Genomic DNA, 21652 nt, shown 5'->3' with positions numbered 1-21652 from the left:
CTTTCGGATGTCCACGATCACAAACCACATGCCCACCGCGGAATTGCAGGCGCTGGACGCCGCCCACCACATGCACCCGTTCTCCGCCAACGGAGCGCTGGGTAAAGAGGGCGCGCGCGTTATCACCCGCGCCAATGGCGTCTATCTGACAGACAGCGAAGGCGAACAGATCCTGGACGCGATGGCCGGCCTGTGGTGCGTGAATATCGGCTACGGGCGCGATGAGCTGGCCGACGCCGCCGCCCGCCAAATGCGCGAGCTTCCGTACTACAACACCTTCTTCAAAACGACCCACGTGCCTGCAATTGCACTGGCCAACAAACTGGCCGAGCTTGCCCCAGGCGATCTGAACCACGTGTTCTTCGCCGCTGGCGGGTCCGAGGCGAACGACACCAACATCCGTCTGGTGCGCACTTATTGGGCCGAAAAAGGCCAGCCCGACAAGAACATCATCATCAGCCGGCACAATGCATATCATGGCTCGTCAGTGGGCTCCGCTTCGTTGGGCGGAATGGCCGGAATGCACGCACAGGGCGGTATTCCGATCCCGAACATCCACCATATCAATCAACCCAACTGGTGGGCCGAAGGCGGTGACATGACGCCCGAAGAGTTCGGCCTCGCCCGCGCACGCGAGTTGGAGGATGCCATCCAAGAACTCGGCGAAGACCGCGTCGCGGCCTTTATCGCCGAGCCCGTACAAGGCGCAGGTGGTGTTATCGTTGCGCCCGAAACCTATTGGCCCGAAATCCAGCGCATCTGCGACAAATACGACATCCTGCTGATCGCCGATGAAGTGATCTGTGGCTTTGGCCGTACTGGCAACTGGTTCGGATCGCAAACCGTTGGCATCAAACCGCATATCATGACCATCGCCAAGGGCCTCAGCTCGGGCTATGCCCCCATCGGCGGGTCAATCGTCAACGACGAAATCGCCGAGGTGATCGGCGGCACCGAGTTTAACCATGGCTACACCTATTCCGGCCACCCGGTCGCAGCGGCTGTGGCGCTGGAAAACCTGCGCATCCTCGAAGAGGAAAAGATCGTCGAGCATGTCCGCGACGTAGCAGCCCCCTACCTGAAACTGAAATGGGAGGCGCTGGCCGATCACCCGTTGGTGGGCGAGGCCAAGATCGTCGGCATGATGGCGTCGATCGCGCTGACCCCCGACAAAGCCAGCCGCGCCAAATTCGCCTCGGCCCCCGGCACGGTGGGCTATATCTGCCGCGACCGCTGCTTTGCCAACAACCTGATCATGCGGCATGTCGGCGACCGGATGATCATCTCTCCGCCTCTGATCCTTACTACTGCGGACATCGACGAGATGTTCGTGCGCATCCACAAGTCCCTGGACGAAGCACAAGCCGAGATCATCGCGCAGGGTCTGATGAAAGCGGCCTCCTGATCCGCCCTTCATCTGGCTGAAAATATCCCGGTGGAGACGCCGACAGGCGGCGGGGGCAGAGCCCTTAGCCCGCTCGTTAGTTGCACTTTCAGTTGTGGTCGACAAGTTATCACCGCTGATTGCGATCCCTTTGGCATTGCCCAAGCACTAACATCAAAATCGGCCCAAGGCGGCCATTTGCGTCGGCCGCATCGAAAGTCGGCTTATAGCCCAGGGCGGACCTTTGTCTTACTATTGGAGTCGCAGGAGCAACGAAGAACCACATACCTACCTACACAATCCGGCGTCGAAAACGGCCATCATTGCGCTTCGCAGGTGAGCAATATCTTCGTCCACTGAAGCGGAGTGATCGTATTTAAGTGACGGCAATACCTCGACCCGGATCGTTCCGCTTTTGGGCAAGTGTTTGTCGCGCGGCATGCTTTTGTAGGATGCGTGAATTACGACGGGTCGTGTTGTTCGGCCGTTGGTGCGCGCTACTATTATAGCTCCTGCCTTGAACTTGCCGAGGCTTCCGGAGTTAGTGCGCGTACCCTCTGGGAAAAGCACGACATAACGGCGCGCGGGCATGGCTTGAACAAAAGCAGTGAGTGTTTCGATCGCCACATTGCCACTTTTCCAGTCAATCTTCACCGGCCCTACACACTTGATTCCGTCGCGTTGGATAACCGCGTCGCAAAGTTCCTTTTTGGCGGCGAAGGTGATCCACTTGGCGTCGGACACCACGTCAATCAGAGTGAAACCATCCAGGTGGCTGCGGCGGTTGATCACGATAATTGTGGAACGTCACAGATCTTTGACTTAATCGATGGCCAAAACCTCAAGGAATGATTGCATCACGTCATTCATGTCTGACCCAAACATCAAGCATTTCTGACCCAAAACACCTATCGACCATACGTAAGCACTGCTGCCAATACTTCAAACTTCCTCAAATCGTCGGAAGGCCAAGGCAATTAAACCGGCGATGGCCATGTAAACCAACGCAAGCAACAGCAGGGGCTCGTAGACCACAAATGTGTCTGCTCGAACCCGGGACGAAACCGCATATATCTCGACCACTGTGATCGTTGCTACGAGTGGCGTTGCTTTGAGCTGCAAGATGGTTTCTCCGCCCAAGGTGGGCAGAACATTGCGTACGGCTTGGGGTAGCCAGATCCGGCGGAACATTGTGAAACGTGGCATCCCGAAAGACTTTGCAGCCTCCAACTGGCCTTTTGCCACACCAGAGAACGCGCCACGCATGACCTCGCCCTCATATCCCGCAAAGGACAGTGTCAGCGCTAGGACGGCGTAGGGCCAAGCCTGACGCAGGTAGGGCCAAAGCTCAGACGACCGTATCCAGGGAAACTGCGGAAATAACGAACCAAGCCCGTAGTATAGCAACCAGATCTGCAACAGCAGCGGTGTGCCTCGAATTATCGTGCAGAAAACCCGGGCGGGCGTAGCCAAGTACCACGGACCCACTGCCTGCGCCAATCCTAGAGGCACAGCCATTAGAAAGCCTAATACGGTTGTGACCACCAAGAGCCAGATTGTGGTCCAGAGACCTTGCAACGCCAAAGGGGCATATTTTGGAATCCAATCCCAACGCAACGAGAACGCACACCAGATCACCAATGCTGCAAACAGCAACATCATGACGATACGGTGCGGTTGCATAAGAGCTTTTACAGTGATCATGCCGAGCCACCCTTCAACGAAGGTTGACCACGCCGCGCCCATTTCTCAATGCGCGCAAAAACGACCCCTGAGAAAAGAGTCACCATCAGGTATAAGAAACCTGCAGCCAAAAAGAAGGTGAAGTAGGCGCGAGTACTGCTGGCCGCCTGTCGTGTTTCCAGCGTCAACTCACTGAACCCGACGACAGCGAGCAAGGCCGTGTCCTTGGTGGCGATAAGCCAAAGATTGGCCAGCCCGGGCACCGCAAATCCCATCATTGCTGGTATGGTCACCCGACGCATGATCATGAAAGCGGGCATTCCATAGGACTTCGCCGCCTCGATCTGCCCGACGGGCACCGCCTTTATGGCGCCTCGCAGAACCTCGGTGGCATAGGCCCCTTGTACAACGCCCAGCACCCAAATACCGGCGGCCACACCGTTGATCTCAACCCGGCCGCCTCCGACCGCCTCAGAGATCTTGTTGATGATATCACTGCCGACATAATAGAGGATCAGGATCAGCACCAGTTCAGGCACAGCCCTGATCACTGTTGTGTAGATGGCAAGAAGGTCACGCGTGACCTTCCCGCCGTAGAGTTTTCCGTAGGCCCCGAACAGCCCGATAACCAGCCCCATTCCAAATGCGCCGAAGGCGATTTGCAGGGAATTGGCAAGCCCGCGCAACAGGTTGCCACCCCAACTAGACAGCGACAACAACTCCATGCTGGTGCCAAGGCCCAGTGTCTCTAACAGTCCGGTCACAGCAACGCCCTAGTAGATGCTGGTGGTGAAATAACCCGAGGTGATTTTCTCGTGGGTCCCATCCGCCAAGATCGCAGCGATCCCTTTGTTAAGCGCTTCAAGAAGTTCGGTGTCGCCCTTACGCACACCTGCACCGACGCCACGGCCCAAGATTGCGGGGTCATCCTCGACAGCACCTTTGATTTCGCAACAGCTGCCATTGTCCGAATTCACAAAATCCGCCATAGCGATGCTGTCGGCCTGAGTAGCATCGATGCGACCCGCGAAAAGGTCTTGGTTGGCCTCATCCTGAGTCTGATAGACTTTCAGTTCGGAATCCTTGAAGTATTCCTGGGCATAGGCTTGGTGGATGGTCGAGGCTTGGATCCCGATGATCTTACCTGCGAGGGATTCTGCGGTGGGCTCGATATCCATCGACTTGTCTGCCACGATCACTGCGGGTGTGTTGTAATAGGCATCACTGAAGTCGATAGTCTTCAGCCGTTCTTCGGTGATCGACATCGACGCCATGATCGCGTCGATCTGCTGGCCGGTCAGCGATGGAATGATACCGTCCCAGGCGACAGGGGTGATCACGCAGTCAAGCTCGGCTGCGGCGCAGACGGCATTGATCACCTCGATCTCCCATCCGACCCAATTGCCCGAGCTGTCGGGTGACGCAAATGGGGGATAGGGTTCGGCGGCGATACCGATCTTGACTTGTTCAGCTGCGGCAGCGCCTGCAGTTAGAACGGCTGCGGCTGTTGCTGCAGTCAGAAGTGCTTTCAGTTTCATTAGGAGTCTCCCGGTTGGTTTTATTTGGTGTTTTGATGCTATCCGACGGATCTGAGGAATTGCTTCAGCCGTTCTGATTGTGGATTTCCAAAGAGGTCGGCAGGTGGTCCCTGCTCTTCAATGCGCCCCTGGTAGAGGTAGACGACATGGTTCGCCACTTCGCGCGCGAACTTCATCTCATGAGTAACCAATAACATGGTTCGCCCTTCGGCAGCCAGATCACGGATCACCGTCAGCACTTCGCCCACGAGTTCCGGATCCAGTGCGGATGTTGGCTCGTCAAAGAGCATGGCGGAAGGATCAACCGCCAGTGCCCGAGCAATAGCGGCCCTCTGCTGTTGGCCCCCGGATAAATATGCTGGGAAGGTGTCCTCCTTGCCGCCCAGGCCAACCCTGACCAGCAATTCGCGCGCGCGTTCGATCGCCTCGGGTTTGGGCACCTTCAACACATGTACCGGAACCTCGATTACATTCTCAAGAAGAGTGCGGTGGGTCCACAGGTTGAATTGCTGGAACACCATCGCCAGCTTTGTCCGAATGCGCTCTATCTGCTTTTGGCTGGCCGGGCTTCCATCCGCCCGCATGGCCACTTCCTCGCCTCCGATTACGATTTTGCCGGAGGTCGGTGTTTCAAGGAAATTGATGCATCGCAGCATGGTCGACTTGCCAGACCCCGAGCCACCAATGATCGCTACGACATCGCCCTGATGTGCAGTGAGGTCTACGCCTTTTAGCACCTCGAGATTTCCAAAAGACTTATGCAAGTCTTCAACGCGGATCGCCTCTCGGCGCGTATCCGGTCGTTCAGCGACTGCGTCAGCGGCGGCTGTGTCCATTTTTCTTTGACCCCAACTTTCTGATTGCAGTAAGCCGTGAGCATAGTAATTATGCAAGTGTATAATTACGGCATCCGCAAAAAAGGACCAATCGTGAGCGAAGACCGCAAGAAATTTAAGCGTGAGTCGGCCGAAGCCAGACAGCACGCACTGATTCTCGCGACGCTTGATTTGGTGGCGGAGCAGGGCGTCCGCGGCGCCACAGTGCGGGGAATCGCAGACCGCGCAGATGTGACGCAGGGGCTCATCCGCCATTATTTCAACTCCAAGGAGGAGCTGATCGTCGCGGCGTATGAGCACCACATGAACTCGATGACAGATCAGACATTCGCGCCCGCGAACGAAGTCGAAGCCAGCGCCCAAGCCAAGTTGGCAGCTTTCGTGAAGGCGTCGTTGACGCCCCCGGTTGTCGACCCCCGTGCTATCGCTCTTTGGGCCAGTTTTTTGAACAAAGTTCAGCAGGACCAGCAAATGAAGGCGACCCACGAACGAACATACGGCTATTTTCGGGACCAACTTGAAGGGTTGATCGCGGCCTCGCTGAAAGAAGCGAACCGCTCGGCATCGCCTGTCCAATTGCGGCAGCTGGCTATCGCTTGCAACGCGGTCATCGACGGTCTGTGGCTGGAAGGCGGCGCCTTGCCCGATGCCTTTGAGCAGGGTGAACTGGTTGAAATCGGGCTGCAATCCGTTTCCGCCATTATCGATTTGGATCTAACGCAGGAGAGCGAGCCCCTATGAGGTTGACAGCAATTACTGACCGGCTGGCCGGATTGGGTGGCGGCAAGTGGGAAGTACACTTGAAGGCGCGCGCAATGGTTGAGGCAGGCGCCGATCTGGTGGAAATGACAATCGGCGAGCCGGACGTGCCAACGCCACAAGAGCTATGCGACGCCGCTGCCTTGGCGTTGCAGGCGGGCCGTACCGGCTATTCCAACGGCCGCGGAGAGGCCGGGCTTTGCGCAGCCTTGGCAGAGTCGTATACAAAAAGCCGCGGCCGGCAGTTCTTGCCCGAGAACATTCTCTGTTTTCCCGGCACACAGACCGCGCTTTATACGGTGATGCAAGGCGTCGCCGAAGCCGGTTCCGAAGTGTTGGTCGGTGACCCGATGTATGCCACATACGAGGGCGTGATCCGCGCATCAGGAGCCGAACCCGTGCCGGTGCCACTCCGCCCTGAAAACGGTTTCCGGTTGCAGGCCGAAGATATTGCCGAGCGCATCACCCCGCGCAGCCGCGCTATACTTCTGACGACTCCACATAATCCGACAGGCGCGATCCTGACCGCTGAAGATGTACGGAAAATTGGCGAACTTGCGATCAAGCACGACCTCTGGATCATCTCGGACGAAGTGTACGAGCATCTGGTGTTTGAAGGAGCAGAATTTGTATCTCCGCTTTCGGACCCGGACCTGGCCGATAGGGTCATCGCCGTGTCGTCGATTTCCAAATCTCACGCAGCCCCTGGCTTCCGCAGCGGTTGGTGCGTTGGCCCAGCCGCGTTCTGTACTGCGTTACTACCCGTCTCGGAAACGATGCTGTTTGGCAACCAGCCCTTTATCGCAGACATGACTGAAAAAGCTGTGCGACACGGATCTTCGGTCGCTGCAGGCATGGCATCGCGTTTTGCAGCCCGCGCCGGTGTTCTGGAACGCCGCCTTCATAGTGAAACGCCTCTGACCGTCCACCAACCGGATGCGGGCATGTTTGCGCTGGTCAACGTATCGGGCATTGGGATGGATGGTGACACCTATGCCTGGGATCTGCTGGAACACGGCGTTTCGGTGATGCCCGGCTCGGCCTTTGGTGAAAGCCTCAAAGACTGGGTTCGGGTCGCCCTCACCATCGACGACAGCCAATTCGCGACGGCGCTGGACCGCATCGTCGCCCACGCAAACCTCAGCAAACGGAATGTTGCATGACCAACCAAACAGTGGGCGAGGCACTGGTCGCCGAGTTGAAGCAAAGGGGCGTGTCTTGCGTGTTCGGTATTCCCGGCGTGCACACCGTTGAGCTTTATCGCGGGCTTGCCGCCTCGGGCATTCAGCATGTGACCCCAAGGCACGAGCAAGGTGCAGGTTTTATGGCTGACGGCTATGCGCGCGTTTCAGGCAAGCCGGGCGTTGCCTTTGTCATAACAGGACCCGGCCTGACAAATACGCTGACGCCGATGGCGCAGGCCCGTGCGGATTCCGTTCCGATGCTGGTGGTTTCCGGCGTCAACGAAAAGAGCACTCTTCACAAGGGTCTTGGCCATTTGCATGAACTGCCCGACCAACATGCGCTGGCCAAATCTGTAGCGCTGGTGTCCGAACATGTAGACCAGCCCGGTGATCTGAGTGCTGCATTGGATCGCACGTTTGCCCCCTATTCCACTGGACGACCGGGTCCCACCCATATCCAAATTCCGCTGGATGTGGCGGGACTGGTCGCGGAAAGCGCCCTGACTTCGAAAGACCATCCCCATCAGGCACTGGACAGTGACTTAGTCCAACAAGCTGCAGTCCGGCTGTCAGCCGCGCGAAAAGTCGTCATCTTGGCGGGGGGCGGAGCGAAAACGACCGGAGAAGATCTACAAATTCTCGCTGAGCGCCTCGATGCGCCTGTCGTACAAACCGTAAATGCGCGCGGTATGATGCATGGGCACCCACTGACTGTTCCCGCTAGTCCAAGCTTGAAAACCGTCCGGGCATTGATCGAAGAAGCCGATTGCGTCCTCGCTTTGGGGACCGAGTTGGGCCCAACGGACTATGACATGTATGCCACCGGAGATATGGCCTCTATGTCAGGGCTCATACGAGTGGATATTTGCCCGGATCAATTGACCCGTCACGAAGCTGCAATAGCCATAGAGGGTCGCACCGGTCAGGTTGTTTCGTCTTTGCTGTCGGCATTGCCCGGAAAATCCAACCGACGAGATGGAAAGGATCGCGCTGAAAGAACCCGCGCTGCGGCGTTTGAAGAGATAGGTTCGGACTACCGCGCTCAAGTCGGGATTCTCGCGGCCATGCGCGCCGCAGTCCCGAATGCGCTCATGATCGGAGATTCCACTCAGCCGATTTATGCGGGCAATCTCTACTATGATCACGACCGTCCCGGTGGTTGGTTCAATGCGGCCACAGGGTACGGAGCGCTTGGCTACGGTATTCCCGCCGCCATCGGTGCCGCGATAGCCGACCCTGAGGCGTCCGTGATTTGCATCGCCGGGGACGGTGGTGCCCAATTCTCACTGCCCGAGATCATGGCCGCAGTGGAGCAAAACCTGCGTATTACCTTTGTTCTTTGGAACAATCATGGCTATGGCGAAATCGCCACGTCCATGGAGGGCGTGGGCGTCGAGGTGATCGGTTGCGACCCAACCCCACCTGACTTTGCTGCCACTGCTGCCTCGTTTGGCGTCCCCTACAAACGCGTTCGGCAAGATCCAACAGCTGTTGCCGCTGCACTGACAGAAGCCGATGCCCAAAACGGCCCCTCTATTCTGGAAATTAATGCTGCCGGGCGCCGCTCGGATCAGGAGTGACTCATGCGAAACCCGACCTTTGAATTTACCCGTGCCATAACGCGCAAGCCTGCCTCGACCATTGCAGACGGCCTGCGTGCCGAGGATATAGGCAATCCCAGCCTCCAGGGTATGCTGGCTGCGCATTCGGCCTACGTCAGCGCTCTGCGGAGCACCGGAGCAGAAATTATCGAGCTAGACCCGCTGGAAGCGTACCCGGACGCCCAATTCGTCGAGGACACTGCGCTATGCCTGCCGCAAGGTGCCATCCTGATGCGCCCTGGCGCGCCCTCCCGCCTGGGTGAGGTGACAGAAATTTCGTCGACGATCCGTGCCTGCTACGACGACGTCCGCAAGATCAAAGGCCCCGGCCATGTCGAAGGCGGCGACATCTTGGTGACCGGAAAGGAAATCCTCGTCGGCCGCTCGGATCGAACCGACGCTGCAGGCGTGGCCGAACTGGCAGAAATCGCCAATGAGTGGGGCCATGCTTTGCGCGAGGTGTTCACGCCTGAAGGCGTGTTGCATTTCAAGACCGATTGTTCGCTGATGGATGCCGAAACCATCCTTTCAACCAAGCGCCTGGATGCGTCCGGGTGTTTTGAAGGCTACCGGGTTCTGCATGTTGCCGACGGGGAGGAAGCGGCGGCCAATGCAATACGTTTCAACAATCTGGTACTCATGGCGGCTGGTTTTCCGCGCACTGCAGATGTTTTGGACAAGGCTGGGTACGAGGTGGTCCAAATCGACAACACCGATTGCGCCAAGTTGGATGGCGGCATGTCATGCCTGTCTCTGAGGTTTTGATGGTAGCGAAGGATCATCAGGCAAAATAACCGAGTTCAGCTGGAGTGCCGAGGCTGTCCGCATGCGCGCCGCACCTGCTTCCGTCCAGCCAACGAGCGCAAAAGAGCAGTCCGCGCCGCCCAAACACCCTAAACACGATTAGCATGCAATCGCGTTTTTCGCCTTAGCGCTCGGCTAAGTGCGAGAGCACCAAGGTATTTGGCCCAAGCTGGCTAGTGCGAGGCAATACCAAACAATAGTGCAATCGACAGCTTGGCAGCGCCCCCCTCCCCTACCTCAACCGCTCAAGCAAACGAATGGACGCATAGCCATCTGGCAGCAGTCCTTGAGCCAGCTGGTAGGCCCGCACCGCATTCACCGTATTCGGCCCGGTGCGCCCATCTATGCCCTGAGTATCAAACCCGGCCTGCGTCAACCGCGTTTGCAATTCCTTTTTCTCGGTAAAACTCAGCACCCGGTCGCCACGCGGCCAACTGGCCTGAAACGGAGCATCTCCACTCAGACGATCCGACAGGTGACCGATCCCGATCACATAGGCATCCGCACCGTTGTACGCCTCAATCACACTGAAATTGTCGAAGATCATAAGCGCCACGCCCTGCCCGCCTGCGGGAAGCAAGATCGCAGCTTGACCGTGGTCTCGCACCGGTTTGCCATCCAGCCCGACCACACCAAGTGCCGCCCAGTCAGACGGCATCAGAGTGTAATCCCTCTTGGCCGTCGCATAGTCGAACCCCTCGGGCAGACGCACCTCGACGCCCCAGGGCTGCCCCTTGGTCCACCCATGCCGGGCAAGATAAGCTGCAGCCGAGGCCAGCGCATCTGTCGGATCTTCGGACCAGATGTCGCGTCGCCCATCGCCATCGAAATCAACCGCGTGATCCAGATACGAGGTCGGCATGAATTGCGTATGCCCCATGGCGCCAGCCCAACTGCCAACCATACGACCCGCACTTACATCCCCGGCCTGAATGATCCGCAAAGCAGCAATCAACTGGGTCTCGAAAAACGAAGCTCGACGGGCATCAAAGGCCAATGTCGCCAGCGAGCGAATCGTTTGGTTGCTGCCACGATAGGACCCAAAGGAGGTCTCAAGGCCCCAAATGGCGGTCACGACCTCTTTCTCGACGCCATATTGCGCCTCGATCTGCCGCAGGACTTTCCGATGTCGGTCCAAACCCACGCGACCATTAGCGATACGCGTGTCCGAGACGGCCGCGTCGAGATACTCCCAGATCGGCTTTGAGAACTCTGCTTGATTGCGATCCCGTTTGATGACCATTTGGTCATAGCTAAGCCCGGCCAGTGCGTGATCCAATGTCTGCTGAGTGATCCCCTGCGCAACCGCCCGCCGCTGAAACGCGCCAAGCCATGCCTGAAAGCGGGCATTGCCTTCTACCGACACCCGAACGACCTCAGCCGAAGGTCGCGGCACCGGCCGGAGGGAGACCACCACATCCGCCGAAGCCAGTTGAATCGTATTGTCCAAAAGTCGATTTTCTGACCTTTTGGAAGTTTCTGCTAAACCTGCCTGCATCATGGATGCCCACAATGCGGCGGTCATGACGCCGCCTATGCATTTACGCATTCCGTTATTTCCTGATTACTGCTCTGGCGCAGAATAGCGCAAAATGGGCGGTTTTCAAAGCACGCAGACCGGTTCTGCCGATAGGGTCATCCGAGGATTTTCTGGCCGTTCTGCCAGACGGCCAGCAGATCCCCCTCAGGACCGATATGCAAGACATGTGCCAGCGCGCCTTTGACCAGACGTCCGATCTGGCGATTGCCGATCAAGTTCGCGGGCACAAGGCTGGCCATCTGCAGGGCCTTAGCAAACGGCACATCGACCTGCGTGGTAAGATTCCGCGCCGCCTGCAACAATTCCAGATGCGCGCCGGCCAATGTTCCGTCGGCCAGCGTTAGCCGATTGTCCTCCCGGTGGATTTCGCGGCCATTGAGCTCAAACACGCAGATATCCGACCCTGCCGTCGCCATGGCATCGCTGACCAGAAAAATCTCACCGGGTCCTTTCTTGGCATTCAGCGCATTGCGGATCATGGCGGGATGCACATGGATCATGTCCGCAATCAATCCCGCCGAGAAATTCCCCTCTGCCAACGCCGCGCCAACGGTTCCCGGCGCGCGTCCTTGCATCTGGCTTTGCGCATTGAACAGATGCGTTACACAGCGCGCACCAGCTTCGGCGGCAGAAACGCAGACCTCATAGCTGGCGTCCGTGTGCCCCAAAGAAACCAGCACACCCGCCGCCGTCAGCGCTTTAATCTGGGTGTTCGTAACGCTTTCGGGTGCCAGCGTCACTTTAAGCGCCGGCAGTTGAGCTGCGGCTTCAAGCAGACCCGCAACATCCGCATCTTCCATCGGACGGATAAAGGCGGCGTCATGCGCGCCTTTACGGGTCACGGCCAGATGCGGGCCTTCCAGATGCAGGCCAACGATCCCCGGAACGCCTTGCCGCACGGCCTTAATCGCGGCCGAGATGGCGTTTGCGGTGACCTCGGGCGAATCCGTGATCAAGGTCGGCAGGATCGAGGTCGCCCCGATCTGCGCATGAGCCCCAGCCATGATCTGCAGCGCGTCAACATCCGGCTGGTTGTTGAACATCACCCCGCCACCACCATTGACCTGCAGATCGACGAAACCCGGCGCGAGAAGTCCACCCTCCAGCGTGACAAGCACATGCCCAGAGCCAAGTTCCGACATGGGAATGACGCCATCAACCAGCCCACCCCGATGCAACAGCGCGTGGTCTTTCACGATGCCGTCCGGCGTCAGAATATCCGCTCCGATGAGGGCGTGGGTCGTCTCCGTCATACCGTCTCCGTCACCTTCTTGAGGTGCCGGGGGGCATCCGGGTCAATACCGCGCGAGGCGGCGAAAACCTCGACCATGGAGTAAAACGAAACGATCAGGCTCAGCGCGTCGGTCAATGGGTGCAAGGTGCGGATATGGTCCACTGGCGACGCAGATTTGACCTTGATCGTGGTCGCAAAAACGCGGGCCCCTTTGGCGCTGATCGCGTCGGCGACCTCGGACAACGCGGGTTCCGCAGCATCGGCAGCAGCAAAGCTGAGGACAGGAAACCCTTCTTCGACAATCGAGACCGGCCCATGCAGCACTTCGGCCGAAGAATAGCTCTCCGCGTGCAATTGGCAGGTCTCTTTGAACTTCAATGCGGCCTCGTTGGACATGGCGAGCACCTGCCCGCGCCCCAAGGTGAACAGCGACGGGTTCGCCCCAATCGCAACCCGTACCTCAGGCCAGTCGATACGCGCAGCTTGCGCCAGCCGTTCTGGCAAATCGCGAATGGCCGCCAAAAGCGCCTCATCCCGCGCCCATTCGGCCAACACCCACAGGCCAGCCACAGCCGAGGACACAAATGTCTTGGTCGCGGCCACACTTAGTTCGGGGCCTGCCTGTATATCAATCGTATGGGCGCAGGAAGCCGCCAATGGAGAGGCCGCGTCATTTGTCAACCCGATGGTCAGTGCGCCATCACGATCCGCGCTACGTACCATCGCAAGGATATCCGGGCTTTGCCCGGACTGGGACACGGCCAGACACAGGCTGTTTTGCAGCCGGAGCGGCGCATTGTAGATCGACGCGACAGAAGGGCCGACCGAGGCCACCGGCAGGCCCAACAGGATTTCCGACGCGTATTTGAGATAGGTGCAGACATGATCCGACGACCCGCGCGCCACGCTCGTCAGAAAGGCGGGATCGAGGGTCCGGGCGACCTCGGCCGTGGACGCGATGTCCTTTTGACCTCGACTGAGCAGCCGTTCGACCGCTTCGGGTATCTCATCGATTTCCCGGCGCATCCGGGTGATCTGCTGTTGCATATGCTTTCCTAGCTGTTTGCAAGGCGCAGTTCGGCCACGAAATCGTAGGCGTCACCGCGATAGACAGAGCGGGTGAATTCCACCACCCGTCGATTGGACAGGAACGAGGTCCGCACGATCCGCAGCCCGGCCACGCCTGGCTCGACCCCCAGAACGGCGGCATCGTTGGCCTCAAGGTTGATCGCTGAAATCCGCTGCATGGCGCGCACCGGGCGGTTGCCGTCGCGTTCCAGCACCTCGTAGAGCGAGGATGTTACGCCTTCGGGATGCGGCAGGATATCGACCGGCAGGGCCGCGTGCTCAATCGCCATCGGCCTGTCATTGGCCATGCGCAGGCGCGACAGCCGCGCCACCTCTTCGCCCGAGGACAGGGCCAGTGCCATAACCTCTTCCGGTGAGGGTGTGTGGATGCCCCTGTCCAGCCACTCGCTGGTGGAATCCAATCCGCGGCGGGTCATGTCTTCGGTAAAAGAGGTCAGCAGAGACAGCGATTGTTCGACCCGAGGCGTTCCGTCCGCTACGAAACTGCCCGAGCCCTGACGCTGCACGATGATGCCACGCTCGACCAGATCCTGCAGCGCGCGCCGGACGGTGACACGGGACAGGCCGGTCAGATGGGCCATCTCGCGCTCGCCTGGCAGCGGGGCGCTTTCGGCCAGAACTCCGGCCTCAATGCTTTGCTCAAGTCGCTTGCGCAACCGTACATAAAGGGGGCCTGTTGCCTCCTGCAGCCAATCCGCGGGTTTCAGGAATGTCTCGATCGTGTCGTTCATCAGCCCGCCCCTACCTTTGCCCCCTCGGCCAATTGGCGCGCCAATATCAAAGCGCCGTCAAGCGGTGAGCCCTTGGCCTCGGTCAGGCAGGCCTGCATGTGTGGGGGCAGATACCCCGCATAGTGCGGTGCGACCCCGCCGATCATACAGATGGGCGATCCGTCGGTGTGACCAAAGGCGCGCAACCCCTGCGCCAGATAGTCGGCCCCGCCTAGCATCAGATCCCGCGCCACGGAATCGCCACCAGCCGCAGCTGCGATGATCTCGGGGGCGAGGACTGCGAAATCCGAGGGGTTCGCCTGGCCAACAAACGCAACGATCTGCATCGGGTCGTCGTCGTAGTCTGCGCTGATTTTTCTGGTCAGTGCACTGTGCGGTTGAATGTCGTCCATTGCCAATAGAACGCGTTGCAGCAGCTGAACGCCTAACCAATTGCCCGAGGCCTGATCACCGATCAAAGCCCCGTAGCCGCCAATAAACTGCGTTCGCCCATCGGCCTGACGGGCCAGGAAGGACCCCGTTCCAACGCCGATCACAGAACCGTCCCGCGCGCCCAACGCGCCCACAACCGCCGATCTGCGATCATCTTCGACCTCGACAATCCGCGAGGGAAGGCTGCGCGCAACCTCAGACGCCGCAACGGCATCCGTCACCCCAGCCAGCCCCGCGTAGGTCGGAATCTCGGCCAGATGTGCTCGGGGCAATTGCGCTCTATCGGCCAAGGCCTGCAGCCCCTCATCGAGGGTACGCAGCGCTTTCTGACGATCCGAGAAGGCATTGGCACTACCCAATGTCACCTCGACCCGACCGTCAGGTGTGACCATCGCGAACCGGCACTTTGTGCCACCGCCGTCGATTGCAATCAGGTATTGGAAGGACTCATCCATATAGATACCTTTAAGATACCTTTTGCAGAAAAAAAAGACCTCAGCTTATAGAAACTGAGAATTATTGGCTATATCAGGGGTTTTTTGCATATTTTCTCTACGAGAGGTAGACAAAAGGTATTATATAGGTATTACTCTCATCTGGGGAGGAATCAAATGCTGCCGCAAACCGAAATGCTGCGCGACGAGGTCGAAGGGCTGGACCTGCGACCGGATGTCGACATCCTAGGCTATCTGCTTGAGGCGCAGAAGGCAGCATTGGGTGGGCTTGACGGTTGCTTGGATGCCCTCTCAGAGGGGGCTGCTATTCTTACGGATAAGGTGCGTCAGGGCGGCAAGATTTACTACGCTGCGGCCGGTTCCTCGGGCCTGATGGGGCTGGCGGACGGGGCTGAATTATCTGGAACCTTTGGCCTTTCGCCTGAGTCCATGGCGATCTGCATGGCAGGCGGGGTACCACAGGGCGCGACGATGCCCGGTCATACCGAAGATGATGAAACTGCGGCGCAAACTGCGGCGGCCAAGGTACAACCGAGTGACGCTGTAATCGCCCTTTCCGCCAGTGGCAGCACGCCCTATGCCGTCGAATTCGCCCGTCATGCGCGCGCGCAGGGTGCCAAGGTCATCGGGATCGCCAACAACTCAGAGGCCCCGCTGTTCGACTACGTGGATTGCGCCGTCCACCTGAACACGCCACCCGAACCCATTGCAGGCTCAACGCGCCTCGGGGCCGCGACGGCGCAGAAAGTGGCTCTGAATATGATGTCCACGCTGATGGGCATTCGCCTTGGGCATGTGCATGACGGGATGATGATCAACGTCATCGCCGACAACCACAAACTGCGCCAACGCGCCGAAGGGATCGTTGGAAAAATCGCCGGGGTCTCGGCAGAGCAGGCCAGTGATGCACTGACCCGCGCGTCCGGCAACGTGAAACAGGCGATCCTTCTGGCCGCAGGCGCTGACAGCCCGGACCGGGCCAAGGCGCTTTTAGCGCAATCCGATGGTCACCTGCGCCCAGCGCTGAAACAACTTTAAAACCAAACAAAATACCAAGGGAGAAAAAACCATGAAGAAAGTAACACTAAGCGCCGTTTTGCTGGCGTCGTCGGCCCTTGCAGGCGCTGCATATGCCGAAACGGTCCTGACCATCGAAAGCTGGCGCAATGACGATCTGGCGCTCTGGCAGGAAAAGATCATCCCCGCTTTTGAGGCGCAGAACCCGGATATCAAGATCCGCTTCACACCCTCGGCCCCCGCCGAATACAACGCGGCCCTGAACGCCAAACTGGATGCCGGGTCGGCCGGAGATCTGATCACCTGCCGTCCGTTTGACACTTCGCTTGGTCTTTATGAGGCCGGTCACCTGACGGATCTGTCCGATCTGGGCGGAATGGCCAATTTCTCGGACGTGGCGAAATCTGCGTGGCAGACCGATGACGGAGCGGCGACCTTCTGCGTTCCCATGGCCTCGGTTATTCACGGCTTCATCTACAACAAAGACGCCTTCAATGAGCTGGGCATCGACGTGCCCACAACCGAGGCTGAGTTCTTCGCGGCGCTCGACAAGATCAAAGAGGACGGCACCTATATCCCGATGGCCATGGGCACCAATGACCAGTGGGAAGCGGCCACCATGGGCTACAACAACATCGGCCCGAACTACTGGAAAGGTGAAGAGGGGCGTCTGGCGCTGATCGAAGGCTCGCAGAAGCTGACGGATGAAGCCTGGGTTGCACCCTATCGCCAATTGGCGAAATGGGGTGAGTACATGGGCGACGGGTTCGAAGCCCAGACTTATCCGGACAGCCAGAACCTGTTCACTCTGGGCCGCGCAGCCGTCTATCCGGCGGGCAGCTGGGAGATCAGCGGTTTCAACAATCTGGCCGATTTCGAAATGGGTGCGTTTAAGCCTCCGGTCCAGAATGCGGGCGATGAGTGCTATATCTCGGACCACACCGATATCGCCATCGGCCTGAACGCCGCCTCGCCCAACGCCGAGGCCGCGCGCACCTTCCTGGATTGGGTCGGCTCGGAAGAGTTCGCGACTATCTACGCCAACGCTCTGCCCGGCTTCTTCTCGCTGTCGAGCTTTGACGTTGCGATGGAGGACCCGCTGGCGCAGGAGTTCGTAAGCTGGCGTGGCGAGTGTGGCTCGACCATCCGCTCGACCTATCAGATCCTGTCGCGCGGCACGCCGAACCTTGAGAACGAGACCTGGAACGCCTCAGCTCAGGTCATCAAGGGCGAAGAAAGCCCCGAGGACGCCGGGCAGCGCCTGCAGGATGGCCTCGCCTCCTGGTACGCACCACACCAATAACCACTCACGAAACCAACGGGTCCGGCCTTCGGGCCGGACCCACTCAGAACAGTCGAGGCATAAGATGGGCAACAGCCGGATCAAATGGCACATAGTGGTGTTCCTTGCGCCCGCCGTGCTGGTTTACACCGCCGTGATGATCCTGCCGCTTTTCAACACGCTGCGGCTGGCGCTTTACACCGAGGTTGATCAATCCCGCGTCTTTGTCGGGCTGGACAATTTCCGCACCCTGTTTGGCGATCCTTTGTGGTCGGGTGCATTCTGGAATGCGTTAGGTAACAATTTCTGGTTCTTTTTCATTCACATGCTGGTGCAAAACCCCATCGGCATCGCTCTAGCCGCTATGCTCAGCCATCCGCGGCTGAGGTTTGCGGCCTTCTACCGCTCGGCCATTTTCATTCCGACAATCCTGTCTTTCGTGATCGTCGGTTTTGCCTGGAAACTGATCCTGTCGCCGATCTGGGGTATTGCACCGGACATGCTAGCCGCTGTTGGACTGAAATCCCTCTATGCTCCGTGGTTGGGGAAAGAGGAGTATGCCCTGACCACCCTGGCGCTTGTGTCGGTCTGGCAGTTCGTCGGCATCCCGATGATGCTGATCTATGCCGCCCTGCTGTCGATCCCCGAAGAGATCCTTGAGGCCGCCGAGGTCGAAGGCATCACCGGTATGGCCGCCTTCTGGAAGATCAAACTGCCGCTGATCCTGCCGTCGATCGGCATCATCTCGATCCTGACCTTCGTGGGGAATTTCAACGCGTTTGACCTGATCTATGCCGCCCAAGGCGCGCTGGCGGGGCCCGATTTCTCAACCGATATTCTGGGCACCTTCATGTACCGCACCTTCTTCGGGTTCCAGTTGCAGTTGGGCGATCCACATATGGGCTCGGCCATTGCGACGGGCATGTTTGCGATCATCCTGACCGGCGTCTGCGTCTATTTGTTCCTGATCCAGACCCGAATCCGCCGGTATCAGTTCTGAGGGTGGTAAGATGAACAAAGCCCGCAGAAACCCGTTCAATATCGCCGCCATGCATGGCGCGCTGATCCTGTACACCCTGATCGCGCTGTTCCCGGTCTTCGTGATCGTGATCAACAGCTTCAAGTCCCGCAAAGCGATCTTTCGTGAGCCGCTGGCCCTGCCGGATGCCGAGACATTCTCGATGATCGGCTATCAGACAGTGATGAAACAGGGGGATTTCTTCCTCTACTTCCAGAACTCGATGATCGTTACGGTGGTGTCGCTGTTCTTCATCCTGCTGTTCGGCGCAATGGCGGCCTTTGCGCTGAGCGAGTACCGCTTTCGCGGCAATACCCTGATGGGCCTCTATCTGGCCTTGGGTATCATGATCCCGATCCGTATCGGCACGGTCGCCATCCTTGAGATGATGGTCGCAACCGGGCTGGTGAACACGCTGATGGCGCTGATCCTTGTCTACACCGCGCAGGGTCTGCCACTGGCCGTCTTTATCCTGTCCGAGTTCATGCGGCAGGTCAGCGACGATCTGAAAAACGCGGGGCGCATTGATGGCCTCAGCGAATACACGATTTTCTTCCGGCTGGTTCTGCCGCTCGTACGGCCAGCGATGGCGACAGTTGCGGTGTTCAACATGATCCCGATCTGGAACGATCTGTGGTTCCCACTGATTCTCGCCCCGGCCGAGGAAACCAAGACGCTCACACTGGGCAGTCAGGTCTTCATCGGGCAGTTCGTCACCGACTGGAACGCGGTTCTGTCCGCGCTCAGCATGGCGATCCTGCCGGTCATGGTTCTCTATGTCATCTTCTCGCGGCAATTGATCCGCGGCATCACCTCGGGGGCGGTCAAATGATCCGAGTCCTTATCGCAGGTCTGGGCAATATGGGCCTCAGCCACGCGCTGGCGCATCACCACCATCCCGACGCGCAGATTGTTGGGTTGGTCAATCGCTCGGGCCAGGTCGATCAGTCGGAGTTGCAGGGCTATCCCGCCTTCTCGGACTTCCACACCGCTCTGGCCGAGACCGCACCTGATCTGGTGGTCATCGCGACCTATTCCGACAGCCACGCCGACTATGCCTGCGCCGCGATGGAGGCGGGCGCGCATGTGTTTGTCGAGAAACCTCTGGCCACCACGGTCGAGGATGCGCGCCGTGTTGTCGCCAAAGCGGTCGAGACGGGGCGCAAGCTGGTGATCGGCTATATCCTGCGCCACCACCCCTCGTGGATGCGTTTGATCACTGAGGCGCGCGATCTGGGCGGACCCTACGTGTTCCGCCTGAACCTCAACCAGCAATCCACCGGCCCGACATGGGAGACGCATAAGGCGCTGATGCAGACCACCTCACCCATCGTCGATTGTGGCGTCCACTATGTGGATGTGATGTGCCAAATCACCGACGCCCTGCCCGTTCGGGTCAATGGCATGGGCCTACGCCTGTCGGACGAGATCGCACCGGATATGTATAATTACGGCCAGTTCCAGGTGGTGTTCGAGGACGGTTCGGTCGGCTGGTACGAGGCCGGATGGGGCCCGATGATGTCCGAAACCGCGTTCTTCGTGAAAGACATCGTCTCGCCCAATGGGGCCGTTTCGATCACCGAGGGCAACAAGGGTGCCTCGGACGATGTGGACGGACACACCAAAGTGGGCGGCATTCTGGTGCATCGCCCGGATGGGGACAGTCTGATCGAAATGGACGGCGAACCGGGCCATCAGGAGCTGTGCGATGCAGAGCAAGCCTACATGCTGCGCGCCATCGCCGAGGATATCGACCTGACCCGCCACATGAGCGATGCGGTGCAATCCCTGCGGATCTGCCTGGCGGCCGATGAGAGCATTCGAACCGGGCAGCCGGTTGACTTGAAGGAGGCGTGACGTGACCGCCCTGAAGCTGAGCAACGTGTGTAAATCCTTCGGGCCAGTTGAGGTGCTGAAGAACATCGACCTGACCGTCGAGGAGAACGAATTCGTGGTCTTTGTCGGCCCCTCAGGCTGCGGGAAATCGACCTTGCTGCGGGTGATTGCGGGGCTGGAGGATGCGACCTCGGGCACGGTTGAAATCGACGGCGAACAGGTCAACACAGTGCCCCCGGCGAAACGGGGGCTTGCGATGGTGTTCCAGTCCTACGCGCTCTATCCGCATCTCACGGTGCGTGGAAATATGGCGCTGGGGCTGAAACAGGCAGGGCACCCGAAGGATGAAATCTCGCGCCGCATTTCCGAGGCCAGCCGGATGCTGTCGCTTGAGGACTATCTGGAGCGTCGCCCCGCCGAGCTGTCAGGCGGCCAGCGGCAACGCGTCGCCATCGGGCGGGCGATTGTGCGCAACCCGAAACTGTTCCTGTTTGATGAACCGCTATCCAATCTAGATGCTGCCCTGCGCCTGAACACGAGGGTTGAGATCGCCAATCTGCACCGACAGATTGACGCCAGCATGATCTACGTGACCCATGATCAGACCGAGGCGATGACACTTGCCGACAAGATCGTGGTTCTGCGGGACGGGCGCGTGGAGCAGATCGGCAGCCCGATGGACCTCTACAACAACCCCGCCAACCGCTTTGTGGCCGAGTTCATCGGCTCCCCCGCCATGAATTTTGTCCCAGCGGATATGATCGGCGGCCCGAAGGGCACCTATTTCGGCATCCGCCCGGAATATGCCACCCATTCTGAAACCGGGGCACTATCCGGCACCGTGGTGCATGTGGAAAACTTGGGTGCGGATACGAATATCATGGTCGATATCGGAACCGGAAAACCCTTCACCATCCGCGCCTTCGGTCAACACAGGGTTGAGCCGGGCGCACAGACCGGGATCGCGTTCGATCAGGCCAACGTCCTCGCCTTTGGCGAGGACGGGCAGAGACTTTAGGGTCAGGACCCCTTAATCTTGCGCCACTGGTTTGACTGATTTTGGTTCTGACAAGGCGCTTCCCTGCAGGAATAGTGGTTCTATTTCAAAGGGAAGCAACGCAGTTCAGAAGCAAAATCAGACAAATCCTTCGGACGCGTGAACCGCTGCAAAGCAGCGGCTTTGATCGCTTGGAATTGACGCCGCCAGTCCCGGCGCGATCAAAACCACT

21 protein-coding genes are annotated in these 21652 nt (G+C 58.9%); 11 read left to right on the top strand and 10 right to left on the bottom strand.

Annotated features, from left to right (window positions below; genetic code table 11):
• Positions 1–7: 7 nt before the first annotated feature.
• Positions 8–1405 carry an aspartate aminotransferase family protein gene (locus ACR0NO_RS09045; protein WP_480723715.1) on the top strand — a complete coding sequence of 466 codons (1398 nt, stop codon included), beginning with the start codon at positions 8–10 and terminating at the stop codon, positions 1403–1405.
• Between the two features lie 267 nt (positions 1406–1672).
• Here the strand turns inward: ACR0NO_RS09045 and ACR0NO_RS09040 are convergent, their stop codons facing one another.
• From ACR0NO_RS09040 to ACR0NO_RS09020, 5 genes are all read right to left on the bottom strand, one after another.
• Entirely contained in the window at positions 1673–2176 is a 504-nt protein-coding gene (locus ACR0NO_RS09040) for a lysophospholipid acyltransferase family protein (protein ID WP_480723714.1), read from the bottom strand.
• Between the two features lie 150 nt (positions 2177–2326).
• Complete coding sequence (locus tag ACR0NO_RS09035; RefSeq protein WP_170552219.1) at positions 2327–3088, bottom strand: ABC transporter permease; 762 nt, start codon at positions 3086–3088, stop codon at positions 2327–2329.
• Positions 3085–3831: an ABC transporter permease subunit gene (locus tag ACR0NO_RS09030; protein WP_170552217.1), complete on the bottom strand. Its 747-nt coding sequence runs from the start codon at positions 3829–3831 to the stop codon at positions 3085–3087. Before ACR0NO_RS09030 ends, ACR0NO_RS09035 begins: the two co-directional genes overlap by 4 nt.
• 9 nt (positions 3832–3840) lie before the next feature.
• Entirely contained in the window at positions 3841–4605 is a 765-nt protein-coding gene (locus ACR0NO_RS09025) for a transporter substrate-binding domain-containing protein (RefSeq protein ID WP_480723713.1), read from the bottom strand.
• A gap of 38 nt (positions 4606–4643) precedes the next feature.
• On the bottom strand, positions 4644–5441 hold the full coding sequence (locus tag ACR0NO_RS09020; protein ID WP_425085476.1) for an ABC transporter ATP-binding protein: 798 nt from the start codon (positions 5439–5441) through the stop codon (positions 4644–4646).
• A gap of 93 nt (positions 5442–5534) precedes the next feature.
• Between ACR0NO_RS09020 and ACR0NO_RS09015 the strand changes: the two genes are divergently transcribed.
• Genes ACR0NO_RS09015 through ACR0NO_RS09000 form a run of 4 tightly spaced genes read left to right on the top strand, consistent with a single transcriptional unit; the run spans position 5535 to position 9750 of the window.
• Entirely contained in the window at positions 5535–6182 is a 648-nt protein-coding gene (locus ACR0NO_RS09015) for a TetR/AcrR family transcriptional regulator (RefSeq protein WP_480723712.1), read from the top strand.
• Positions 6179–7363 (top strand): pyridoxal phosphate-dependent aminotransferase, encoded by a 1185-nt coding sequence (locus ACR0NO_RS09010; RefSeq protein WP_480723711.1) that lies wholly within the window; start codon positions 6179–6181, stop codon positions 7361–7363. The genes ACR0NO_RS09015 and ACR0NO_RS09010 overlap by 4 nt, the downstream gene beginning before the upstream one ends.
• Positions 7360–8964 carry a 5-guanidino-2-oxopentanoate decarboxylase gene (locus ACR0NO_RS09005; protein ID WP_480723710.1) on the top strand — a complete coding sequence of 535 codons (1605 nt, stop codon included), beginning with the start codon at positions 7360–7362 and terminating at the stop codon, positions 8962–8964. The genes ACR0NO_RS09010 and ACR0NO_RS09005 overlap by 4 nt, the downstream gene beginning before the upstream one ends.
• A gap of 3 nt (positions 8965–8967) precedes the next feature.
• Entirely contained in the window at positions 8968–9750 is a 783-nt protein-coding gene (locus ACR0NO_RS09000) for an arginine deiminase family protein (protein ID WP_480723709.1), read from the top strand.
• Between the two features lie 271 nt (positions 9751–10021).
• On the opposite strand, the gene ACR0NO_RS08995 is transcribed toward ACR0NO_RS09000, so the two are convergent.
• The 5 genes from ACR0NO_RS08995 to ACR0NO_RS08975 all read right to left on the bottom strand — a co-directional run bounded on the left by ACR0NO_RS08995 (position 10022) and on the right by ACR0NO_RS08975 (position 15270).
• Complete coding sequence (locus ACR0NO_RS08995) at positions 10022–11338, bottom strand: lytic murein transglycosylase (protein ID WP_480723708.1); 1317 nt, start codon at positions 11336–11338, stop codon at positions 10022–10024.
• An 86-nt stretch (positions 11339–11424) separates the two neighbouring features.
• Entirely contained in the window at positions 11425–12582 is a 1158-nt protein-coding gene (gene nagA, locus ACR0NO_RS08990) for an N-acetylglucosamine-6-phosphate deacetylase (RefSeq protein WP_480723707.1), read from the bottom strand.
• A complete protein-coding gene (locus ACR0NO_RS08985) occupies positions 12579–13610 on the bottom strand; it encodes an SIS domain-containing protein (RefSeq protein WP_480723706.1) in 1032 nt (343 codons plus the stop codon). The genes nagA and ACR0NO_RS08985 overlap by 4 nt, the downstream gene beginning before the upstream one ends.
• A gap of 8 nt (positions 13611–13618) precedes the next feature.
• Positions 13619–14383, bottom strand: a complete 765-nt coding sequence (locus ACR0NO_RS08980; RefSeq protein WP_480723705.1) for a GntR family transcriptional regulator — start codon at positions 14381–14383, stop codon at positions 13619–13621.
• Positions 14383–15270 carry a glucosamine kinase nucleotide-binding domain-containing protein gene (locus ACR0NO_RS08975; RefSeq protein WP_480723704.1) on the bottom strand — a complete coding sequence of 296 codons (888 nt, stop codon included), beginning with the start codon at positions 15268–15270 and terminating at the stop codon, positions 14383–14385. The genes ACR0NO_RS08980 and ACR0NO_RS08975 overlap by 1 nt, the downstream gene beginning before the upstream one ends.
• A 156-nt stretch (positions 15271–15426) precedes the next feature.
• On the opposite strand from ACR0NO_RS08975, the gene ACR0NO_RS08970 reads away from it, so the two are divergent.
• The 6 genes from ACR0NO_RS08970 (at position 15427) to ACR0NO_RS08945 (ending at position 21441) form a co-directional block, all read left to right on the top strand.
• On the top strand, positions 15427–16308 hold the full coding sequence (locus tag ACR0NO_RS08970) for an N-acetylmuramic acid 6-phosphate etherase (RefSeq protein ID WP_480723703.1): 882 nt from the start codon (positions 15427–15429) through the stop codon (positions 16306–16308).
• A gap of 31 nt (positions 16309–16339) precedes the next feature.
• Positions 16340–17590: an ABC transporter substrate-binding protein gene (locus tag ACR0NO_RS08965; protein ID WP_480723702.1), complete on the top strand. Its 1251-nt coding sequence runs from the start codon at positions 16340–16342 to the stop codon at positions 17588–17590.
• 64 nt (positions 17591–17654) lie between these two features.
• Positions 17655–18569, top strand: a complete 915-nt coding sequence (locus tag ACR0NO_RS08960) for a carbohydrate ABC transporter permease (RefSeq protein ID WP_480723701.1) — start codon at positions 17655–17657, stop codon at positions 18567–18569.
• Positions 18570–18579: 10 nt separating this feature from the next.
• Positions 18580–19419: a carbohydrate ABC transporter permease gene (locus ACR0NO_RS08955; RefSeq protein ID WP_170375704.1), complete on the top strand. Its 840-nt coding sequence runs from the start codon at positions 18580–18582 to the stop codon at positions 19417–19419.
• On the top strand, positions 19416–20444 hold the full coding sequence (locus tag ACR0NO_RS08950) for a Gfo/Idh/MocA family protein (RefSeq protein WP_480723700.1): 1029 nt from the start codon (positions 19416–19418) through the stop codon (positions 20442–20444). The genes ACR0NO_RS08955 and ACR0NO_RS08950 overlap by 4 nt, the downstream gene beginning before the upstream one ends.
• 1 nt (position 20445) lies before the next feature.
• Complete coding sequence (locus ACR0NO_RS08945; protein WP_170666183.1) at positions 20446–21441, top strand: ABC transporter ATP-binding protein; 996 nt, start codon at positions 20446–20448, stop codon at positions 21439–21441.
• Positions 21442–21652: the final 211 nt, after the last annotated feature.

This window comes from Ruegeria sp. CL3, from assembly GCF_056536505.1.
The sequence above is the reverse complement of the archived record's forward strand: the minus strand, read 5'-3'. Positions and strand labels throughout refer to the sequence as shown.